Source organism: Curtobacterium guangdongense (assembly GCF_049341845.1).
Taxonomy (GTDB): Bacteria; Actinomycetota; Actinomycetes; order Actinomycetales; family Microbacteriaceae; genus Curtobacterium; species Curtobacterium guangdongense.
In genome coordinates, this window is the sequence record NZ_JBMPIT010000007.1 from 25,850 (window position 1) to 44,530 (window position 18,681).

At 70.4% G+C, this 18,681-nt stretch carries 21 protein-coding genes; 16 read left to right on the plus strand and 5 right to left on the minus strand.

Going from position 1 to position 18,681, the window contains the following annotated elements; translation table 11 throughout:
• Positions 1-122: 122 nt before the first annotated feature.
• The 7 genes from ACO0E1_RS12135 (at position 123) to ACO0E1_RS12165 (ending at position 7,653) form a co-directional block, all read left to right on the plus strand.
• Positions 123-839: a GntR family transcriptional regulator gene (locus ACO0E1_RS12135; RefSeq protein WP_422874421.1), complete on the plus strand. Its 717-nt coding sequence runs from the start codon at positions 123-125 to the stop codon at positions 837-839.
• A gap of 210 nt (positions 840-1,049) precedes the next feature.
• Positions 1,050-2,048 (plus strand): sugar phosphate isomerase/epimerase family protein, encoded by a 999-nt coding sequence (locus ACO0E1_RS12140; RefSeq protein WP_422874422.1) that lies wholly within the window; start codon positions 1,050-1,052, stop codon positions 2,046-2,048.
• The gene (locus ACO0E1_RS12145) at positions 2,045-2,998 is read left to right on the plus strand and encodes a 3-hydroxyacyl-CoA dehydrogenase family protein (RefSeq protein ID WP_281266359.1); all 954 of its coding nucleotides are present in this window, start codon (positions 2,045-2,047) and stop codon (positions 2,996-2,998) included. Before ACO0E1_RS12140 ends, ACO0E1_RS12145 begins: the two co-directional genes overlap by 4 nt.
• Before the next feature lie 17 nt (positions 2,999-3,015).
• Positions 3,016-3,777, plus strand: a complete 762-nt coding sequence (locus ACO0E1_RS12150; RefSeq protein ID WP_422874423.1) for an SDR family NAD(P)-dependent oxidoreductase — start codon at positions 3,016-3,018, stop codon at positions 3,775-3,777.
• A gap of 50 nt (positions 3,778-3,827) precedes the next feature.
• Positions 3,828-5,216, plus strand: coding sequence for an MFS transporter (locus tag ACO0E1_RS12155; protein WP_422874424.1), 1,389 nt, complete (start codon positions 3,828-3,830; stop codon positions 5,214-5,216).
• The gene (locus ACO0E1_RS12160; protein ID WP_422874425.1) at positions 5,213-6,907 is read left to right on the plus strand and encodes a dihydroxyacetone kinase family protein; all 1,695 of its coding nucleotides are present in this window, start codon (positions 5,213-5,215) and stop codon (positions 6,905-6,907) included. The genes ACO0E1_RS12155 and ACO0E1_RS12160 overlap by 4 nt, the downstream gene beginning before the upstream one ends.
• The gene (locus ACO0E1_RS12165; RefSeq protein ID WP_422874426.1) at positions 6,904-7,653 is read left to right on the plus strand and encodes a triose-phosphate isomerase family protein; all 750 of its coding nucleotides are present in this window, start codon (positions 6,904-6,906) and stop codon (positions 7,651-7,653) included. Before ACO0E1_RS12160 ends, ACO0E1_RS12165 begins: the two co-directional genes overlap by 4 nt.
• On the opposite strand, the gene ACO0E1_RS12170 is transcribed toward ACO0E1_RS12165, so the two are convergent.
• Positions 7,650-8,333, minus strand: coding sequence for an SDR family NAD(P)-dependent oxidoreductase (locus tag ACO0E1_RS12170; RefSeq protein ID WP_422874427.1), 684 nt, complete (start codon positions 8,331-8,333; stop codon positions 7,650-7,652). The genes ACO0E1_RS12165 and ACO0E1_RS12170 overlap by 4 nt on opposite strands.
• Positions 8,334-8,500: 167 nt before the next feature.
• Between ACO0E1_RS12170 and ACO0E1_RS12175 the strand changes: the two genes are divergently transcribed.
• From ACO0E1_RS12175 to ACO0E1_RS12185, 3 genes are read left to right on the plus strand one after another with little or no spacing between them, the layout of a single operon-like run.
• Complete coding sequence (locus ACO0E1_RS12175; protein WP_422874428.1) at positions 8,501-8,683, plus strand: hypothetical protein; 183 nt, start codon at positions 8,501-8,503, stop codon at positions 8,681-8,683.
• Positions 8,684-8,704: 21 nt separating this feature from the next.
• A complete protein-coding gene (locus tag ACO0E1_RS12180; RefSeq protein WP_422874429.1) occupies positions 8,705-9,244 on the plus strand; it encodes a MarR family winged helix-turn-helix transcriptional regulator in 540 nt (179 codons plus the stop codon).
• 25 nt (positions 9,245-9,269) lie between these two features.
• Positions 9,270-9,875 carry a TetR/AcrR family transcriptional regulator gene (locus tag ACO0E1_RS12185; protein WP_422874430.1) on the plus strand — a complete coding sequence of 202 codons (606 nt, stop codon included), beginning with the start codon at positions 9,270-9,272 and terminating at the stop codon, positions 9,873-9,875.
• A gap of 123 nt (positions 9,876-9,998) precedes the next feature.
• On the opposite strand, the gene ACO0E1_RS12190 is transcribed toward ACO0E1_RS12185, so the two are convergent.
• Both ACO0E1_RS12190 and ACO0E1_RS12195 read right to left on the minus strand, forming a co-directional pair.
• Positions 9,999-11,114, minus strand: coding sequence for a Gfo/Idh/MocA family protein (locus ACO0E1_RS12190; protein ID WP_422874431.1), 1,116 nt, complete (start codon positions 11,112-11,114; stop codon positions 9,999-10,001).
• On the minus strand, positions 11,111-11,929 hold the full coding sequence (locus ACO0E1_RS12195; RefSeq protein ID WP_422874432.1) for a sugar phosphate isomerase/epimerase family protein: 819 nt from the start codon (positions 11,927-11,929) through the stop codon (positions 11,111-11,113). The genes ACO0E1_RS12190 and ACO0E1_RS12195 overlap by 4 nt, the downstream gene beginning before the upstream one ends.
• A 216-nt stretch (positions 11,930-12,145) precedes the next feature.
• On the opposite strand from ACO0E1_RS12195, the gene ACO0E1_RS12200 reads away from it, so the two are divergent.
• The 3 genes from ACO0E1_RS12200 to ACO0E1_RS12210 all read left to right on the plus strand — a co-directional run bounded on the left by ACO0E1_RS12200 (position 12,146) and on the right by ACO0E1_RS12210 (position 15,547).
• Positions 12,146-13,447, plus strand: coding sequence for an MFS transporter (locus tag ACO0E1_RS12200; protein ID WP_422874433.1), 1,302 nt, complete (start codon positions 12,146-12,148; stop codon positions 13,445-13,447).
• A gap of 77 nt (positions 13,448-13,524) precedes the next feature.
• Positions 13,525-14,844, plus strand: coding sequence for a carboxylesterase family protein (locus ACO0E1_RS12205; protein WP_422874434.1), 1,320 nt, complete (start codon positions 13,525-13,527; stop codon positions 14,842-14,844).
• 112 nt (positions 14,845-14,956) lie between these two features.
• A complete protein-coding gene (locus tag ACO0E1_RS12210) occupies positions 14,957-15,547 on the plus strand; it encodes a TetR family transcriptional regulator C-terminal domain-containing protein (protein ID WP_422874435.1) in 591 nt (196 codons plus the stop codon).
• Here the strand turns inward: ACO0E1_RS12210 and ACO0E1_RS12215 are convergent.
• Positions 15,544-16,161: a GNAT family N-acetyltransferase gene (locus ACO0E1_RS12215; RefSeq protein ID WP_422874436.1), complete on the minus strand. Its 618-nt coding sequence runs from the start codon at positions 16,159-16,161 to the stop codon at positions 15,544-15,546. The two genes, ACO0E1_RS12210 and ACO0E1_RS12215, sit on opposite strands and share 4 nt — an antisense overlap.
• Positions 16,162-16,301: 140 nt before the next feature.
• On the opposite strand from ACO0E1_RS12215, the gene ACO0E1_RS12220 reads away from it, so the two are divergent.
• Positions 16,302-16,733 (plus strand): NUDIX hydrolase, encoded by a 432-nt coding sequence (locus tag ACO0E1_RS12220; protein ID WP_422874437.1) that lies wholly within the window; start codon positions 16,302-16,304, stop codon positions 16,731-16,733.
• A 16-nt stretch (positions 16,734-16,749) separates the two neighbouring features.
• Here the strand turns inward: ACO0E1_RS12220 and ACO0E1_RS12225 are convergent, their stop codons facing one another.
• Positions 16,750-17,121, minus strand: a complete 372-nt coding sequence (locus tag ACO0E1_RS12225) for a VOC family protein (RefSeq protein ID WP_422874438.1) — start codon at positions 17,119-17,121, stop codon at positions 16,750-16,752.
• Between the two features lie 33 nt (positions 17,122-17,154).
• On the opposite strand from ACO0E1_RS12225, the gene ACO0E1_RS12230 reads away from it, so the two are divergent.
• Both ACO0E1_RS12230 and ACO0E1_RS12235 read left to right on the plus strand, forming a co-directional pair.
• On the plus strand, positions 17,155-17,793 hold the full coding sequence (locus tag ACO0E1_RS12230; protein ID WP_422874439.1) for a nucleoside/nucleotide kinase family protein: 639 nt from the start codon (positions 17,155-17,157) through the stop codon (positions 17,791-17,793).
• A gap of 22 nt (positions 17,794-17,815) precedes the next feature.
• Positions 17,816-18,649, plus strand: coding sequence for an SDR family oxidoreductase (locus ACO0E1_RS12235; protein ID WP_422874440.1), 834 nt, complete (start codon positions 17,816-17,818; stop codon positions 18,647-18,649).
• Positions 18,650-18,681 lie beyond the last annotated feature (32 nt).

Consider the following 18,681-nt stretch of genomic DNA (forward strand, 5'->3'; position numbering starts at 1 on the left):
GTCGTTTCGCGCGTAGGAGGTCGTTCGTTCCGACCTCCTACGCGCGATTCGGCTTCCCAACGCGGGCGTGATGGGCAAGAACGTCGGGCAGGACGGGTTCGTGTATTCTCTAGGATCGAGGTATGACGAGCACGGTGCCGGGGTTCAGCGCGGAGCGGATCACGCAGCGTGGCCTGCGCGACCGGGTGTACGACCGGGTGCTCGACGTGCTCATGGGACCGGACGTCGAACCGGGGATGCGGTTGTCGATCGACGGACTCGCCCGAACGCTCGGCGTCTCGCCGACGCCCGTGCGGGAAGCGCTCGTGCAGCTCGAACGAACGGGGCTCGTCACGCGTGAGGCGAACAAGGGGTACCGCGTCGCCCCGCCGCTCGCCGGGGACCAGCTCGAGGCGCTCTTCGACGCCCGGTTGATCGTCGAGAGTGGCGCCGTCGAGCTCGCTGCACGGGGTGACGTCGAAGGGCTCCGGGAGCGCCTGGTCCTCGCGCTGTCTGACCAGGCGGCCGTCGCGCGTGAGGTCGCCGTCGTCGGGTCGGCGCAGGCACCTGAGGAACTCATGGCCAGGTACTTCCGGAGTGACTGGCAGTTCCACCAGCTGATCTTCGACGCGGCCCGGAACCCGTTCCTGCTCGAGATGTCGGACATCATCACGACGCGCGTGCACCGGATGCGGCAGATCGTGGAGGGCGGCGGGGACGACACCGACCGTGCCGTGCACGAGCACCAGGCGATCCTCGATGCGCTCGCGTCCGACCCGACGTCGGCCGTCGCGGCGATGCGCGTGCACATCGACGCCGTGCGGTTGCGGTCCCGAGCGGACGCGTCCCACACCGCCTGACGCGGGCTGACTCGTCTGGACGTTCGGGCGGACGCCCGTGCCGAGGTTCGGGTCAGCGGCACGGGCGCCCTGATCCTCCGGGCCCGGACTCCTTCGGAGCCCCCGTACGGGGGGTTTGGTCGGATCGGGTTGCACTCTGCCGGCGAGCATGTATCTTTCCTATAGGAAAGAGGTTCAGCGATGAACCATCGACGTGCAAAGGAGCACCCCGTGACGACAGCACAGGACTGGGTCCAGCAGGACTGGGACCCGACCACCTGGACGGCGGACACCTGGCCCATCGCGGCATGTCTGCACGGCTTCCCGGCCGTCGGCAGCGACGGCGTCGCCGTGCACGACGCCCCGGCCGAGGTGTGGGACGACATCTTCGGGCAGGTCGGCGCCGCCGGGTTCTCCCTCGCCGAGCTCGCCGACAGCCACATCCGACCCGCCGACCTCGAGCCGTCCCGGCGCGACGAGCTCTTCGCGATCGCGCGCTCGCACGGCATCGGCATCCCGTCGGTGCACCTGCAGCGCAAGAGCGTCATCCAGCCGGGGCACGAGGAGGACAACCTCGCGTACGCCCACCGCACCATCGACGCGGCGGCCGAGTGGGGCATGCAGGTCTTCTCGACCGGGCTGCACCAGCCGTTCAACGAGGCCCAGCAGCGCGCGCTGTGGTTCTGGACCGCGCAGGGCCCGACGGACCCCGACGACCCCGAGGTCTGGAACGCCGCGGTGTCCCGTCTCCGTGAACTCGGCGAGCACGCGGCGTCCGTCGGGCTCCCGATGGCGCTGGAGCTCTACGAGGACACGTACCTCGGCACCGCGGACAGCGCGGTCCGTCTCGTCGAGGACATCGGCCTCGACAACGTCGGTCTCAACGCCGACGTCGCGAACCTCATCCGCCTGCACCGCCCGGTGGAGGACTGGAAGGAGCTGTTCGCGAAGACCCTGCCGTACACGAACTACCTGCACGTGAAGAACTACACGCGGGACGAGTCGGCCGACGGGAGCTGGTCGACGAGCGTGCCGAGCACCATGGAGACCGGCCTCATCAACTACCGCCAGGTCCTCCGTGACGCCGTCGCGAACGGCTTCCGCGGCATCCTCATGACCGAGCAGTACGGCGGGGACAGCCTCGGCGTCTGCGCCACCAACCAGCAGTACATCCGTTCCGTCCTCGCGACCTCGGTCGTCGGGACGACGCAGCAAGGAGCAACTCGATGAGCACCCTCGACATCGCCGTCGTCGGATCCGGCTACATGGGCGGTGGGATCGCGCAGGTCCTCGCCCTCGCCGGCCACACCGTCCGGATCGCGGACGTGTCCGCCGAGATCGCCGAAGCCAACCGCGCGCGGCTCATCACCGAGACGGAGCAGTTCGTCGCGGACGGCCTCTTCCCCGCGGATGCCGTGTCCCGCGTCGACGCGCACCTCAGTGCTGCCGCCTCGATCGAGGAAGCGGTCGCCACGGCCGACTTCATCGAGGAGGCGGTGCCGGAGAAGCTCGAGATCAAGCACGACACCCTTCGTCGGATCAGCGCCGCCGCGAAGCCCGACGCGATCATCGGCTCGAACACGTCGACCATCCTGATCCAGTCGCTCGCCGAGGCCGTCACCGGTCCGGAGCGGTTCCTCGGGGTGCACTTCTCGAACCCCGCGCCGTTCATCCCCGGCGTCGAGCTCATCCCGCACCCGACCACCGGTGAGCACGCCGTCGAGGTCGCCGAGGCCGTCGTCGCCGCGACGGGCAAGCAGTCCGCGCGGGTGAAGGACGCCACCGGCTTCGTGCTGAACCGGCTGCAGTACGCACTGTTCGAGGAGGCGACCAAGATCGTCGACGAGGGCATCGCGACGCCCGACGACATCGACACGATCGTCCGCACGACGTTCGGGTTCCGCCTGCCGTTCTTCGGCCCCTTCGCGATCGCGGACATGGCCGGGCTCGACGTCTACGCGTTCTGCTTCGAGTCGCTGCAGACCCGTTGGCCGGAGCGCTTCGCCACCCCGTCGTCGCTGCAGCAGCACGTCGACGCCGGCGAGCTCGGCACGAAGTCCGGAGCCGGGTACCTCGAGGTGCCCGCCGACCGGACGCCGGAGCTCGTCGCCTACCGCAACCGTGCCTACGTCGCCATGCAGAAGCTCCTCGACGAGCTCGGCCCGGCACCGATCCACTGACCGACCGGGAGCCAGACATGAGCAACCAGAGCAGGACCGTCGTCCTCACCGGAGCAGCGTCCCCGCGCGGCATCGGCCGCGCAACCGCCCACCACCTGGCCGAGGCCGGCTGGGACATCGGGATCATCGACCTCGACGACGACGCCTCGAAGGCCGTCGCGGCCGAGATCCACGAGCAGCACGGCGTCCGCGCGGTCGGTGTCGGCGCGAACGTCGCCGACGAGACCGCGGTCCGGTCGGCGTTCGACGCCATCGAGGCCGAGATCGCCCCGATCACCGCCCTCGTGAACCTGGCCGGGGTGTCCTCGGCGCACGAGTACCTCGACCTGCCGGAGGGCGAGTGGCACCGCGTCCTGTCGATCAACCTCGACGGCGTGCACTTCGCCAGCCTCCGTGCCGCGGAGTCGATGGTGCGGACCGGCTACGGCCGCATCGTCAACCTGTCGTCGGTCTCCGCCCAGCGCGGCGGTGGCACGTTCAGCAAGACGCCGTACACGGTGGCCAAGGCCGGCGTCATCGGGCTCACCCGTGGACTGGCGCGTGAGCTCGGGCCGAAGGGCGTCACGGTGAACGCGATCGCCCCCGGGCCGATCGACACCGACATCATGGGCGGCACGCTGTCCGAGGAGCGCAAGACCGCGATGGCCGCCGACGGTGTGCTGCCGCGCATCGGCACCCCGCGGGACATCGCAGCGGCGATCGCCTACCTGATCAGCGAGGACGCCGGCTTCGTCACCGGTCAGACCCTCAACGTCGACGGCGGCCTCTACATGCACTGACGGCGAGACCGTCCCCCCGTACCGCACCGTGCTCGCAAAGGAGCGAACCCGTGTCACTTCCCAACGTCCCCGCGCTCGGATCGACCCACGACCCCGGGCTGAAGTCGGCCATCGGCAAGGCCACCAAACACCTGATGCCGATGCTCGTGATCCTGTACTTCGTCGCGTTCCTCGACCGCACCAACGTCGGGTTCGCGGAAGAGGCGCTCAGCGTCGACCGCGGCATCTCCGACGCGGCCTTCGCGCTCGGTGCCGGCATCTTCTTCATCGGCTACGCGATCTTCGAGATCCCGTCGAACCTGCTGCTGAAGCGCTTCGGCGCACGGTTCTGGCTCGCCCGCATCGCGATCACGTGGGGCATCGTCGCCGCGCTGTTCGCCTTCACGACGAACGACACGATGTTCATCGTGCTCCGGTTCATCCTCGGCGTGACCGAGGCGGGGCTCTTCCCCGGCGTGATCATGTACCTGTCCGAGTGGTTCCCGAACAAGGTCCGCGTGCGGATGTTCGCGATCTTCTACCTGGCGCAGCCGTTCTCGCAGATGATCGGCGCGCCGCTGTCCGGGGGGCTCCTGAGCTTCGGCGACCAGGCCACCCCGTTCCACGGCTGGCAGGTCATGTTCGCGGGTGAGGGCATCCTCGCGGTGCTCGCCGGCATCGCCGCGCTCATGTTCCTGACGAACAGCCCGCAGCAGGCCAAGTGGCTCGAGCCGGGGGAGAAGGACTCGCTGACCGCTGCGATGGCCCGCGAGGACACCGCCCGCAGCGCCGACGGGCCGCAGGGGATCTGGAAGGCGATGGCGAGCGGCCGGGTCTGGTACTTCACGATCATCTACTTCTGCCTGCAGGTCGCCGTCTACGGCACCACGTTCTACCTCCCGCAGCAGGTGTCGTCGCTCCTCGGGCAGGACGTCGGCTGGCAGGTCGGGCTGGTGTCCGCGATCCCGTGGCTCGTCGGGCTCATCGCCTGCTACCTCGTCGGATCGAAAGCGGACTCCGTGGGCCGCCGCCGACGCTGGGGGACCATGTTCTACGTCTTCACCGGCCTCTCGATCCTCGGCTCCGCGTGGGCCGGCGCGAACGGGCAGCCGATCCTCGGCATCGTGTTCATCACCCTGGCCGTGGCGAGCTTCCTGTCCGTCGGCCCCATCACGTGGGCGTACCCGACGGCCTTTCTCACGGGTGCCGCAGCGGCCGCGGGCATCGGCCTGATCAACTCGCTCGGCAACCTCGGCGGGTTCGTGGCACCGATCATGCGCACGGCGATCAACGAGGTCGTCCCGACCGACAGCGGAGCGTTCGGCATCGTTTCGCTCGGTGTCCTGGCGTTCGTCGCGGCCGTGATGATCTTCTGCACGAAGTTCTTCCGGCAGTCACGGGCGGACGACCTGCTCGACACCTCGCACGTGGCGACGACCGAGCAGCGGGCGAAGCGATGACCCGGTTGTTCAACGATCCGGCGGACTTCGCGGACGAGATGGTGGACGGGTTCGTCTCGGCGAACCAGCGGTGGGTGCGGAAGGTGCACGGCGGTGTCGCCCGGTCCACCGCGTCGCCGGACGGCACGGTCGCCCTGGTGATCGGTGGTGGCAGTGGTCACTACCCGGCGTTCGGTGGGCTCGTGGGGCATGGGTTGGCCGCTGGTGCGGCGATGGGGAACCTGTTCGCCAGTCCGAGTGCGCAACAGATCACCGCGGTCGCCAAAGCCGCCGAGCACGGTGGTGGGGTACTACTGTCCTACGGCAACTACGCCGGCGACGTCCTGAACTTCGACGCCGCCGCCCGCACCCTGACCGACGCCGGGATCCCGGTCCGCACGGTCCGGGTCACGGACGACGTCGCGTCCGCTCCGGCAGGCGAGACGCACAAGCGTCGGGGGATCGCGGGGGACCTGTGCGTGTTCAAGGTCGCCGGTGCCGCCGCCGAACGCGGGGACACACTCGACGAGGTGACCGCGATCGCGGAGCGAGCAAACGACCGCACGCGCAGTTTCGGTGTCGCGTTCACCGGGTGCAGCCTGCCGGGTGCTGAGGAGCCGTTGTTCACGGTCCCGGAGGGGCGGATGGCGATCGGGATGGGCATCCACGGTGAGCGGGGCATCGACGAAGCCGACGTCCCGACCGCGGACGGCCTCGCCGAGCTCCTCACCGACCGGCTCCTGGCGGAGCGTCCGGAGGGTGCCGGTGACCGGGTGGTCCCGATCCTGAACGGGCTCGGCAGCGTGAAGTACGAGGAACTCTTCGTCGTCTACGCCGCCGTCCAACGGCACCTGACCGATGCCGGCCTGACGGTCGTGGAGCCCGAGGTCGGGGAACTCGTCACGTCGTTCGACATGGCTGGGGTGTCGCTGACGTTGTTCTGGCTGGACGCGGAACTCGAAGCGCTCTGGGCGGCACCGGCGGACACGCCGGCGTACCGGAAGGGTGGTGCGGTGCCGCAGGAACGGCTCCCCGAAGCCGTCCTCACCGCCGACGCGTCCGCACCGGTGGGACCGGCCAGCGACGCATCCCGCGCGCTCGGCACCGAGATCGCACAGGCGTTCACGACGATCCGCGAACTGCTCGACGCGCACGCGGACGAGTTGGGTCGGATCGACGCGGTCGCCGGGGACGGCGACCACGGCATCGGCATGCAACGCGGCTCCACCGCCGCCGACGCGGCCGCACGCGACGCCGCCGAGCGTGGGGCGGGTGCCGGCGGCGTCCTCGCGATCGCGGGGGATGCGTGGTCGGACAAGGCCGGTGGCACGTCCGGTGCGATCTGGGGTGCCGCACTGGAGGCTCTGGGTCGCGTCATCGGGGACCGTGAACGTCCCACAGCGGCGACCGTCCACCGCGCGGTGCACGCCGCCACCGACGCGGTCCTCGCCTTCGGCGCGGTCGTCGGCGACAAGACCATGGTCGACGCCCTCGTCCCCTTCGACGACGTCCTCACCACCCGCATCACCGCCGGCGACGACCTGACCACCGCCTGGCGCGCAGGAGCTGATGCGGCGCAGCGGGCAGCCGAGGCCACGGCCGACCTCCTGCCGAGGATGGGGCGAGCGCGGACCCACGCCGAGCACGCCGTCGGCACCCCTGACCCCGGCGCGGTGTCGTTCGCCCTCATCGTGGACGCGGTGGCGCCGTGATCACGATCGGCGTCTCGCTGAAGATGTACTTCGGGCACGCGCGGACGCTGCGCTGGGCCGAGGCCGTCGCGGACATCGCCAGGACGCACCGGGCGGTCACGAGGGGCGCCGCGGAGCTGTTCGTGATCCCGACGTTCCCGTCGCTGGTCCCCGTGCGCGCAGTGCTCGAGGGCACCTCCGTGCTGCTCGGCGCCCAGGACCTCGCGACGGAGGACACGGGCGCGTTCACCGGCGAGGTCTCTGGCGCCGAGCTCGCGGAGATCGGCGTGGACCTCGTCGAGATCGGGCACGCGGAACGCCGCTCCCTCTTCCACGAGGACGACGTCACCATCGCGCGGAAGGTCGACGCCGCGTTCCGCAACCACCTGCGTCCGCTCGTCTGCGTCGGCGAGGCGAGCCGGGCCTCCCGTCCCGATGCGATCGCGGACGTGACCGGGCAGCTCGACCGCGCCGTCTCGCGGGACGCCCCCGGACCGGTCATCGTCGCCTACGAGCCGGTCTGGGCGATCGGCGCGCCGGAGCCGGCGCCCGACGACCACGTCGTCGAGGTCCTCGCGGGCATCGAAGCGCATCTCGGACAGCGGCCGGAGCTGGCGGGGTCGGTCGTGGTCTACGGCGGCTCCGCCGGGCCGGGGCTGCTCACCCGGGGGCAGGGTCGCATCGGCGGGCTGTTCCTGGGCCGGTTCGCGCACGATCCGGCTGCGATCGCCACCGTCCTCGACGAAGCGGCGGCGCTGACGACCTAGATCGTGACGGAGCCGAGGACGCGGTGCGCGATCGAGATCGACTCGCCGGACACCGCGGACAGCGGCGACGACAGGAACGCGATCAGGTCGGCGATCTGCTGGGGGCTGGACTCGCCACCGGACCCGCGCTGCACCTCGGCAGCAGGCTGGTCCGTCACGGTGCCCGGGTTGACGACGTTGACCGTCACGCCGGAGCCGGCTGCCTCGTCGGCGAGGTTCTTCGCGATCACGCTGACGGCGGTGTTCCGGAGGGACGCGGTGATGTTGCCGGAGAGGTAGGCGTTCTGCCCGCTCACGACGACGACGCGTCCGAAGCCCGCCGCACGCTGTCCGGGCAGCACGGCGTTCGCGACCCGCAGGAACCCGAGCGCCTTGCCGTCGACGGCCCGGGCGATCTGATCCGGGTCGGACTTCTTCGCCGGGTCGAGGGTCCCGGCACTCGGCGCCGCGGTCACGACGAGCACGTCGATGCGCCCGTGCTGCGAGATGACCGAGGCGACGCCAGCGTCGACCGAGGCCTGGTCCGCGGTGTCGATCGCGACGCCGTCGTCGTCCGTCGCGCTCCGCGAGGCGACGACGACCGTCGCTCCTTCGGCTCGGAGTCGATCGGCGACGGCGCTGCCGATGTACCCCTTGCCCCCGACGACGAGCGCGACACGGTCCGTGAGTTGGAGATCCACGCCGCCACGCTATCCCTCGGTCGCGCAGCGGGTCGTTCAGTGTTCCGTACAGTTCGGTGCGCGAAACGTACAGGGTCTGGATTGTCAGTTGCTCTAACCGTTCATTTTGTGAAACACTTTCGTCGTCCAACCCGGACGCGAAGACGATCAGGAAGGTGGAACCAGGCATGCGCAGCACGTACCACGGAGCTCAGTGGAGCACCGGTCTCCTGGGCACGCACCCCCGTGCGGGCCTCACCGACCCCGCGGTCATCGCCGCCTACGTCACCGCTCGGATCGAGGACCCGTCGCTCCTCTCCAAGCGTGCCGAGCCGGCCTACGCCGACTTCTTCACCGTCCCGCAGGCCTGAGAACCCGGAGTTCATGACCACATGCCGTTGACCGTCGTCCGCCGAGAGCACGTCCACCTCTACTCGCGAGCACCCCGATCGAAGGCCGCCCGCTCGGCTGTCGACGCCATCCTCCGGCTGCAGCACGCCGAGGAACAGCAGATCGAGCACGCCCGTATCGAGAGCGGACTGTCGAAGAACGAGTTCCTCGCGGTCCGGTACTTGCTGCAGGCCCACCGGGACGGCCGGGCGATGGGCCCGAAGGACCTCGCGGTGATGCTCGCGGTGTCCAACGCCTCGGTGACGAAGATCGTCGACGGCCTCGTGGAGAAGGGCGACATCGTCCGGACCGCGCACCCCACCGATCGTCGGGCGCAGTTCCTCGAACCGACCGACCAGGTGGCGACCAAGATCGACGAGTCGTACGCGCAGTTCCACGAGATCGTCGTGGGGGTGCTCGACGGGCTGCCGGCCGCCGACAACGAGGTGGTCGCCGAGGCCCTCGGACGGATCGTGGACGCCCTCGCCGAGGCGGTTCCGGAGCCGGCCGACGAGTACACCGTGGACGACACCAGCGCCTGAAACCTTCCAACGGTAAGTTGTCTGCATGACCTCTGCCGACGACGCCGGGACCGTGCCGCGGCGCGGGTACCGCAAGGGCGCGGAGCGGCGGGTCCAGATCCTCGACGAGATGATCAGGATGGTGGCCGAGCAGGGCGTCGACGCCTCGTCGCTCCGGTCGGTGGCCGATGCGCTCGGCATCACGCACGCGGCACTCCGGCACTACTTCCCGTCGCGGGACGAACTCCTGCTCGCGGTCTACCGAGAGCACGAGGTCCGCGAGCAGGGCGCACCCGACCGCCTGCAGTCCGCGATCGGTGACATGCGTGAGAGCGCCGCGCGGAACCGCGAGGTCCCCGGGCTCGTGCAGCTCTACACGACCCTCGCAGCCGATGCGGTCGGTGAGGGACATCCGTCGACGCGGGACTTCATGCGCGAGCGGTTCGCGCGTCTGCGGGGCGAACTCGCCGAACTGATCCGCCGCGACCAGGAGCTCGGGCGCATCCGGGCCGACCTCGACCCGACCGATCTGGCGTCCTTGAGCATTGCGGCGTCCGACGGGCTGCAGGTCCAGTGGCTGCTCGACCCTGACGCGGTCGACGGCGAACGCGTGCTGCACCTGCTCGAGCAGATCGTCCCGCCCGCTGGCTGAGCGTGTTGCTCGCCGCGCGCTCCCCGCGCGCTCGCGCTCCCGCGTCGCTGAGGGAACAGAAAACGTCGGGTGCCGCACGGGCACCCGACGTCTTCTGTTCCCTCGATGAGGAGAGGAACGGGGTTACGCAGGCACGCCCTCGGCGAGGACCGCGGCCGCGGGGTCGAAGTCTTCGGGGAGCGGCTGGATCGGGTCGATCGACGAGGTGATCTCGACGGCCTGACCCGACTCGGCAGCGTCGCGGATGCCGAGCATGACGTCCAGCGCGTGCGACGCGACGGCACCGGAGGCGCGCTCCGGCCGGCCCTCGGCGATCGCGCGGGCGAGCTCGACGACGCCGGTGCCACGGCCCCAGGTGGAGCCCTTGTGCTCCAGCGTGGTCGGCTCGTCCTTGCCGAGCGTCCACAGCGTGCTGTCGCCGTCGAAGACGTTCGGGTCCGGCAGCACGATCGTGCCCTCGGAGCCGTTGATCTCGACGAAGCCGTTGCGGGGCAGCGCGTGCTGGAACGACAGGGTCGTCTGTGCCGACTGACCACCCGCGAACGAGATGAGCGCGGCGTGGTGCGTGGGCACCTCGACGGCGAACTCCGTGCCGGCGCGCGGGCCGGAGCCGATCACGCGGGTCTCGCGGGACTTCGACGACACGGCCTGCACGCGCGAGGCGGAACCGAAGGCGTGCAGGAGCGTCGTGACGTAGTACGGGCCGATGTCGAACAGCGGACCGGCGCCCTGTGCGTACAGGAACTCGGGGTCCGGGTGCCACTGGTCCGGGCCGGGGACGTGGAACATCGTCGTCGCGGTGAGCGGCGTACCGATGTCGCCGCGGGCGATGGCGCGGATGGCGGTCTGGATCCCGGCTCCGAGCACGGTGTCCGGCGCGGTGGCGTAGCGGACGCCTGCTGCCGCGGCGGCGGCGAGCAGGGCCTGCGCGTCCTCCGCGTTGGTGGCGACGGGCTTCTCGCTCCAGGTGTGCTTGCCGGCGGCGATGATCTGCTGTCCGACCTTGGCGTGCTCGGCCGGGATCGTGATGTTCACCACGATCTGGATGTCGTCACGGGCGAGGAGCTCCTCGACCGTGCCGGACGCCGGGACGCCGTACTTCTCGGCCTGGGACGCCGCGCGCTCGAGGATGAGGTCGGCGACCATCAGCACCTCGACGTCGGCGAACTGGGTGAGGTTCGTCAGGTACTGGTCCGAGATGTTCCCGGCACCGATGATGCCGACTCCGACGCGGCTCACTTGCCAGACCCCTCAGACTGGTCATGCGCCTTCAGCCAGGCGAGGGACTCGGTGATGCCCTCGAAGACGTCGCCCTTGTAGGCGTCGAACTCGACGACGCGGATGGCCTGCGGCGCGGCGGCGAGGATCGCCGGCACGTCGACGTCGCCCTGGCCGGCCGGCGTCTGGTTCTCGAACGCACGCTGCAGTGCCTCGGGGACGATGAGCGCGCTCTCCGACGACGGCAGTGCCGTGCGGATGTCGCCGTCGACCTTGCCGTCCTTGACGTGGATCGCGACGACGCGGTCACCGAGGGACTGCAGGACGGCGGGGGCGTCCGCGCCGCCGACGGTGGCCCAGAAGGTGTCGACCTCGAGCACCGTCTCCGGGCTGATCTGCGAGACGAAGAGGTCGTAGACGGTGCGGCCGTCGACCTTGTTCGTGAACTCCCACTGGTGGTTGTGGTAACCGAACTGCAGGCCGCGGGCGGCAGCCTCGGCGGTGAGGACGTTGACGCGCTCGGCGATCTTCGCGACGTCGTCGGCGGTCTGCCAGCGGTCGGTCGGGATGAACGGGTCGATGACGGTCTGGATGCCGAGGCGCTCTGCGGCGTCCCAGATCGGGGCGGTGTCCTCGGCGTCGATGACGGCGACGTGTCCGGACGGGGCCTTCAGGCCGGTGGCGGCGAAGGCGCGCTCGAGGTCGGCGGCGCGCTCGACGAACGCGTACGGCTCGACGTTCTCGTAGCCGATCTCGGCGACGCGGGCGATCGCCTTGTCGAGGTCTTCGGCGATGGCGTCGCGCAGCGAGTACAGCTGCACAGAGGTGGTGGGCATTGCAGAGGCTCCTTCGGTCCTGACTGGGCGTTCTCGACCTGCCGGGACGCGATGCTCCGCGACGAGATCGAGTACGACGCTACCCGAAAAACCATCCGGTGTGTAGTTTTTGCGACGGTCTGTTGCGGCCCGTTCTGCATGTCCTGATGTCCCGATGTATGCTCGCGTCTGGTAAAACCGTGCGACGCACGGTTTTCATCGACTCGAGGAGGCGTCATGAGCACACCCGAACCCGCGGAGACACCGGTCCTGCTGCACCCGGAAGAGGGCATCACCCAACCCGTCAGCACGATGCGGGTCGGGATCGGCTACCAGATCGCGCTGTTCCTCGGGCAGTTCGGCCTCTTCGTCGCGCTCATGGCCCCCGTGTACGTGAGCATGCAGCTCAAGGCCGAGGCGCTCGTCGGATCCGACGCGGCGAACGTCATCGGCTCGGTCCTGCCGATCGGCGCGTTCGGTGCGCTCATCATGAACCCGCTCGCCGGGGCGCTGTCCGACCGGACCCGCACCCGCTGGGGGCGTCGTCGCCCGTGGATGCTCACCGGCGTCGTCGTGTTCGCGATCGCCCTCGTCTGGATCGCGTTCGCCCCGGACACCACGCAGCTCACCCTCGGATGGCTGCTCGCCCAGCTCTCGGCGAACACCGTGCTGGCGACCCTGACCGCGAGCTTCGCCGACAACGTGCCGCAGTTCCAGCGCGGGAAGTCATCGAGCATCATCGCGCTCGCCCAGAACATCGCCGTCCTCGCCGGCACCTACCTCTCGGTGTTCTTCGTCGCGAACCTGCCGGTGCTGTTCATCGCCCCCGGCATCCTGGCGATCATCCTCGTGGTGGTCTACGCCGTCGTCGCCCGTGACGACCTCCCCACGTACAAGCTCAAGAAGTTCACCTTCATCAACCTGATCTCGTCGTTCTGGACGAACCCGATCAAGAACCCGGACTTCGCCTTCGCCTGGTGGTCGCGCTTCCTGATCATCTTCGCGACGTTCATGTTCACGACCTACCGCCTCCTCTACATGAAGCAGCACATCGGGATCACGAGCGACAAGGAGGCGACCGCGGCCGTCGCGTTCGGTGTCCTGCTCTACACGATCGCCCTGCTCGTCAGTGCGGCGCTCTCCGGCTGGCTGTCCGACCGGCTCGGGCGTCGGAAGGTCTTCGTCGGCGGATCCACCGCGCTGTTCGCCGTCGGGCTCGTCGTCCTCGCGCACGCCGACACCGTGAACGGGTTCTACGTCGCCGAGATCATCATGGGCTTCGCCTACGGCATCTACTCGGCGATCGACACCGCCCTCGTCGTCGACGTCCTGCCGAACGCCGACCGACCAGGGAAGGACCTCGGCGTCATCAACATCGCGAACGCGCTCCCGCAGTCGCTCGCTCCTGCTGCGTCGCTGTTCTTCCTGAAGTTCGGCACCGGTGGCTCGCCGGACAACTACGAGCTCATGTGCTGGGCGGCCGGCATCGTCGCGATCATCGGCGCCCTCGTCGTGATCCCGATCAAGCGCGTGCGCTGATCCGGTCCGCGCGACCCCGCCGGGCGGCGAGCCGACGCGCCGGGGCCGCACCGAGCCTCCAGGGCTAGCGTGGACTGATGCTCGACGACGCCACCGTGACCTTCGACAGCCCGGCCGGACGCATCCGCGGTTCGCTGGACGGCGACGTCATCCGGGTGCTCGGCGTGCCGTACGCGCAGGCCGAGCGGTTCCGGCCGCCGGAGCCGATGCCCGTGTTCGATGACGTGTTCCACGCGGACTTCCCGGCACCGGTGGCGCCGCAGCCCTCCGCGGCGGTCATCGACCAGCTGCTCCACGAGATCGACGCCGAGGTCGACGAACGCTGCCAGGCGCTCTCGATCACGGTCCCGGCGGACATCGGCCCCGAGGAACGGCTGCCGGTCATGGTGTGGGTCCACGGCGGGTCGTACGTCATCGGTGGCGGCGACGTCCCGATCAACGACCCGTACGACCTGGTCCGCGAGCAACGCGTCGTCGTCGTGACGGTGACGTACCGGCTCGGGGTGCTCGGGTTCCTCGGCGACGGGGAGCGCGTCCCCGCGAACCTCGGGCTGCTCGACCTCGTCGCCTCGCTCCGGTGGGTGCACGACAACATCGCCGCGTTCGGTGGCGACCCCGACCTCGTCACGCTCTTCGGGCAGTCCGCCGGAGGAGACGCGATCGCGCACCTGATGATCAGCGAGGGGACCGCCGGGCTCTTCCGCCGGGCGATCGTGCAGAGCGCACCGCTCGGACTCTCGCGGGGACGCGCGCGGATGAACCGGGCGATGGTCGAGGCGGTGGGGCCGATGGCGGCGGACACCCCGCTCGACGAGCTGTACGAGCGGCAGGCCCGTGGCACCCGGGTCGGCGGCCGGTACGGGCTCCGCGGCGGGATGCCCTACGGCACGCAGTACGGGTTCGCGCCCCTGCCCGCCGAACGGGACCTCGCCGAGGCCTGGCGGCGGGTCGCACCCGATGTCGACGTGCTGATCGGGTCGGGCTCGGACGAGGCCGGCATGTACGTGCCCGTGCTCCCCGGGCTCAAGCGCATCGTTCGGAACCGGGTCGCGCGGTCGCTTGTGCGGTGGTGGCTCGTCCGGCCCCTGACCGAGGTGATCTACGGGCGCGATGCCCGGGCGTTCGCCGAGCGGCACCGGTCGGGCGGTGGGCGCGCGACGGTCTACCGGCTGCTCCGCGGCGCGACCGCGCAGCCGACCGGGGCGGTGCACATGAGCGACCTGCCGCTGCTGCTCGGGCGCAAGGAGGCATGGGCCGGCAGCCGTTTCGTCCCCGAGCGCGACTGGCCGGAGATCGAGCGTCGCGGCCCGGGTGTGCGGGCGATCTGGGCGGAGTTCGCACGGACCGGTCGTGTCACCGCCCCCGACGACGCGACGCTGGTGTTCGACCGCGGCTGACCGGGTGCCCAGCGCGAGGTCGCGAGCGGTCGCGGGTGCGCCTGCGGCAGTCGGCTCGGAGCCCCCGAACTGGCGGTCGCGCGCCGACGGAGCGGACAGGACAATCGACCTCATGCCCGCGACCGACGACCCCGACCTCCGCGCGCACATCGTCGCGGCAGGGATCTTCGCCTACCGTGCGGCCGACTTCCACGAGGTCGGGCCGGCCGAGGTCGCCGTCCACGCCGACATCACGGTCGAGGAGTTCCGTCGGGTGTACCCGGTGTGGGAGCTGTTCGTCGTCGCCGTGATCGACCGCTGGAACACCGCCCAACGTGCGGCGCTCCGATCCGTCGCGGAGCAGGACGGCGCCGTCGCCTACGTCCGGGCCCGACTCGAGACGGGACTCGGCGACCCGGCACTCGTCCGTCTCCGCCTCGCCCTGCTGAGCGCGGCGTCGAACCCCTCGCACGCAGCGGCGGGGTGGTTCCGGAAGCAGTACACGACGTCCTTCGAGGACCTCACGTTCGCCCTCGCCCGCGACGTCATCGCCGGCCGCGAGTCGAGTGGTTCCTCTGCGCGTCACGGCGCGGAACAGCTCCTCGCGCTGTACGAAGGGCTGCAGCTGCAGTCGCTCCTGCGGGACGACATCGACCTGCTGCCCGGCTTCGACCGGGCGGTCGCACGGATGCGCGTCGGCTGGGGAGCGGTGCAGCAGGTCTAGAACTCGAGCCGCATCACGTACCGCCGCACGGTCGGGTGTGTGACCTCACGGAAACCGGCATCGACGAAGGCCGACCGCGCGCCAACGAAGAGCTCGCCCCAGATGTCGTCCTTGCCCTCGGCGAACTGCATGGGGTACCCCTCCACGGCGCTCGCCCCGCTGCGCCTGGCGTGCTCCACGGCACCGACGACCAGCGCACGGCTGACACCCTGCCGACGGAATCCCTTGCGGACCACGAAACAGGCGATCGCCCACACACCATCGTCGTCGCGGTCCTCGTCACGACCGGACCACGGCACCCGGGTCTTCCGGAGGCGCACGAACGCTGGTCGGGGCTCGACGGCTGCCCACCCGACGGGCTCGCCGTCGCGGTAGGCGACGATGCCCGTCGTGTCGCGCGCTCCCGGGTCGTCGCAACCGACCTCGGCCCGGAACCGCCGGGTCCGCTCGTCGTTCGGCATGTCCGTGAACTCGCGGTCGAGCAGCTTCAGCCACTGGCAGTGGCACGTCCCTGGTTCGCCCCGCTCGCCGAACACCAGGTCGAGGTCGCTCCAGGGCACCTCGTTCCCCGGTCGGAACGTGATCTGCCCGTGGGTCGTGTCCGTCGTCGTCATCGCACGCCGTCCCTCCGGTCCGGATGGCGATCACGATAGCTCTCACCACGGACGTCGCGTCGGCTGCGTGGTCGCCGGGACGGCCGGGAGGCTCGGCGCGGCACGTCCGCGCCGGCTCGGCTTGCTGGAATGGTCGGGTCATGGAGTACACGGACTACGACACCCGGCTCGCTGCGTACGGCGTGGTCACCCACGAGGGCCGGGTCCTGCTCGCCATGCAGCGGTTCCCGGAGGCGGGGACGTGGGCGCTGCCCGGCGGCGGGGTCGAGTACGACGAGAGCGTCGAGCAGGCGGTCGTCCGCGAGTTCATGGAGGAGACCGGGTACGAGGTCTCGGTCGGCGGCCTGCTGGGGGTGCGGCACCACCTGGTCCCCGCAGAACGCCGGATGCACGAGAACGGCCGGCCGATGAAGGCCGTGCAGGTGGTGTTCCGGGTGAGGATCACCGGCGGCGAGCTCCGGGACGAGACCGACGGGTCGACGGAGCGTGCGGACTGGATCCCGATCGCCGAGCTCCCGCACCACCGACACGGTCTGGTCGTCCCCATCGCGCTCGGCTGGGCGGGGCGCTGACCACCTGACCGCAGCGTTACTCGGCGATGACGCTGAAGACGTTGCCGGACGGGTCCGTGAACCACGCGATGAGCGGGCCGCCCTTGCGGTTGATGCCCTTCTCGTCGGTCATTCCCTCGTAGTGCAGGAACTCGACGCCCTTCGCGGCGAGCTCGTCGACCGCGGCGTCGACGTCCTGCACGGGGAAGTTCAGCACCGTGAACGCGGCGGGTTCGTGGGCGGGGCCCTTCGGGTACGCCAGGACCCAGTGCCCGTCGCCGAGCTGGATCGCGAGCATGCCGTGGTCCTCGGTCACCTCGAGGCCGAGGACGTCCGTGTAGAACGACTTCGCCTCCGACGGGTCCCGCACCGAGAACCCGCTGAACGCCTTCGTCGCATCGATGCTCATGCCGACAGTGAATCACTCTGCGAAGATGAGGGCGTGCCTGTGGAGGGATCGGTCGACGAGGCCGTCGAGCGTGCGCTCGAACTGGCATCCGCCGGGGATCGGGCGGTGCTCGGCATCGCCGGGGCTCCCGGTGCGGGCAAGTCCACGCTGGCCAGGCGGATCGTCGCCGCGGTGGACGAGCGGTTCGGACCCGGCACGGCCGTGCAGGTCCCGATGGACGGCTTCCACCTGGCGAACGCCGCGCTGGACGCCCTCGGCCGACACGACCGGAAGGGCGCGGTCGACACCTTCGATGCCGACGGGTACGTCGCGCTCGTGCGGCGGCTCGTGGCCGCTGACGAACCGGTCGTCTGGGCGCCGGACTTCGACCGCCGCGTCGACGAGCCCGTGGCGGGCAGCATCGCCGTGCCGCGGGCGACCCGGCTCGTGGTCTCCGAGGGCAACTACCTGCTCGACGACACCGACCCGTGGGCGGCGCTCCGCGACCTCTTCACCGAGACGTGGTCCTGCGTCGTGGACGACGGCGTCCGCGTCGATCGTCTGGTCGGTCGGCACATGCGGCACGGCCGCGACCACGATGCGGCCGTGCGCTGGGCGATCGACGTCGACGGCGTGAACGCCACACGCGTCGCTCCCACGGTGAGCAGAGCCTCCCGGATCGTCCGGACCTGACCACCTGAACGAAGGAACCCGCATGACCATCGCCATCACCGGCGCGACCGGCAACATCGGCGGTGCGGTCGCCCACGCGCTCGCCGCGGACGGCGTGCCGTTCCGCATGATCGTCCGCGACGCCGCACGGGCTCCCGAGCTGCCCGGGACGGACGTCGCCGTGGCGACGTTCGACGACGTCGACGCGGCACGCAGCGCGCTCGAGGGCGTCGACGTCCTGCTCATGGTGTCCGCCGCAGAGGCCGAGGACCGCCTGGCGCAGCACCGCGCCTTCGTCGGGGCGGCGGCGACGGCCGGTGTCCGGCACGTCGTCTACACCTCGTTCTCGGGCGCGGCCGCGGATGCGACCTTCACGCTCGGTCGCGACCACTGGGCGACGGAGCAGGCGATCCGGGCCACGGGCATGGCGCACACGTTCCTGCGGGACAACTTCTACCTGGACTTCGTCGAGGACCTGGTTGGCGAGGACGGGGTGATCCGTGGACCGGCTGGCGACGGTGCGATGGCCGCGGTCGCGCGTGCCGACGTCGCCCGGGTCGCAACAGCTGTGCTCGAGAATCCCTCGGCACACCTGGACCGGACGTACGAGCTCAGCGGTCCCGTGGCGATCACCCTGGAGCAGGCGGCTGCGACGGTGAGCGCCGAGCGGGGCCGTACGGTGACGTACCACCGGGAGACGCTCGACGAGGCCTATGCATCGCGGGCGCGGTGGAACCCGGAGCCGTGGCAGGCCGATGCGTGGGTGAGCACCTACACGGCGATCGCCGAGGGGGCGCTGGCGCGCGTGTCCGGAGACGTCGAGCGGGTCACCGGTCGGGCGCCGATGACGCTGCAGGACGTGCTGCGCGCCGGGTGAGGTGCGGGGGCGTGTCGCGGTCGGGGCTGTTC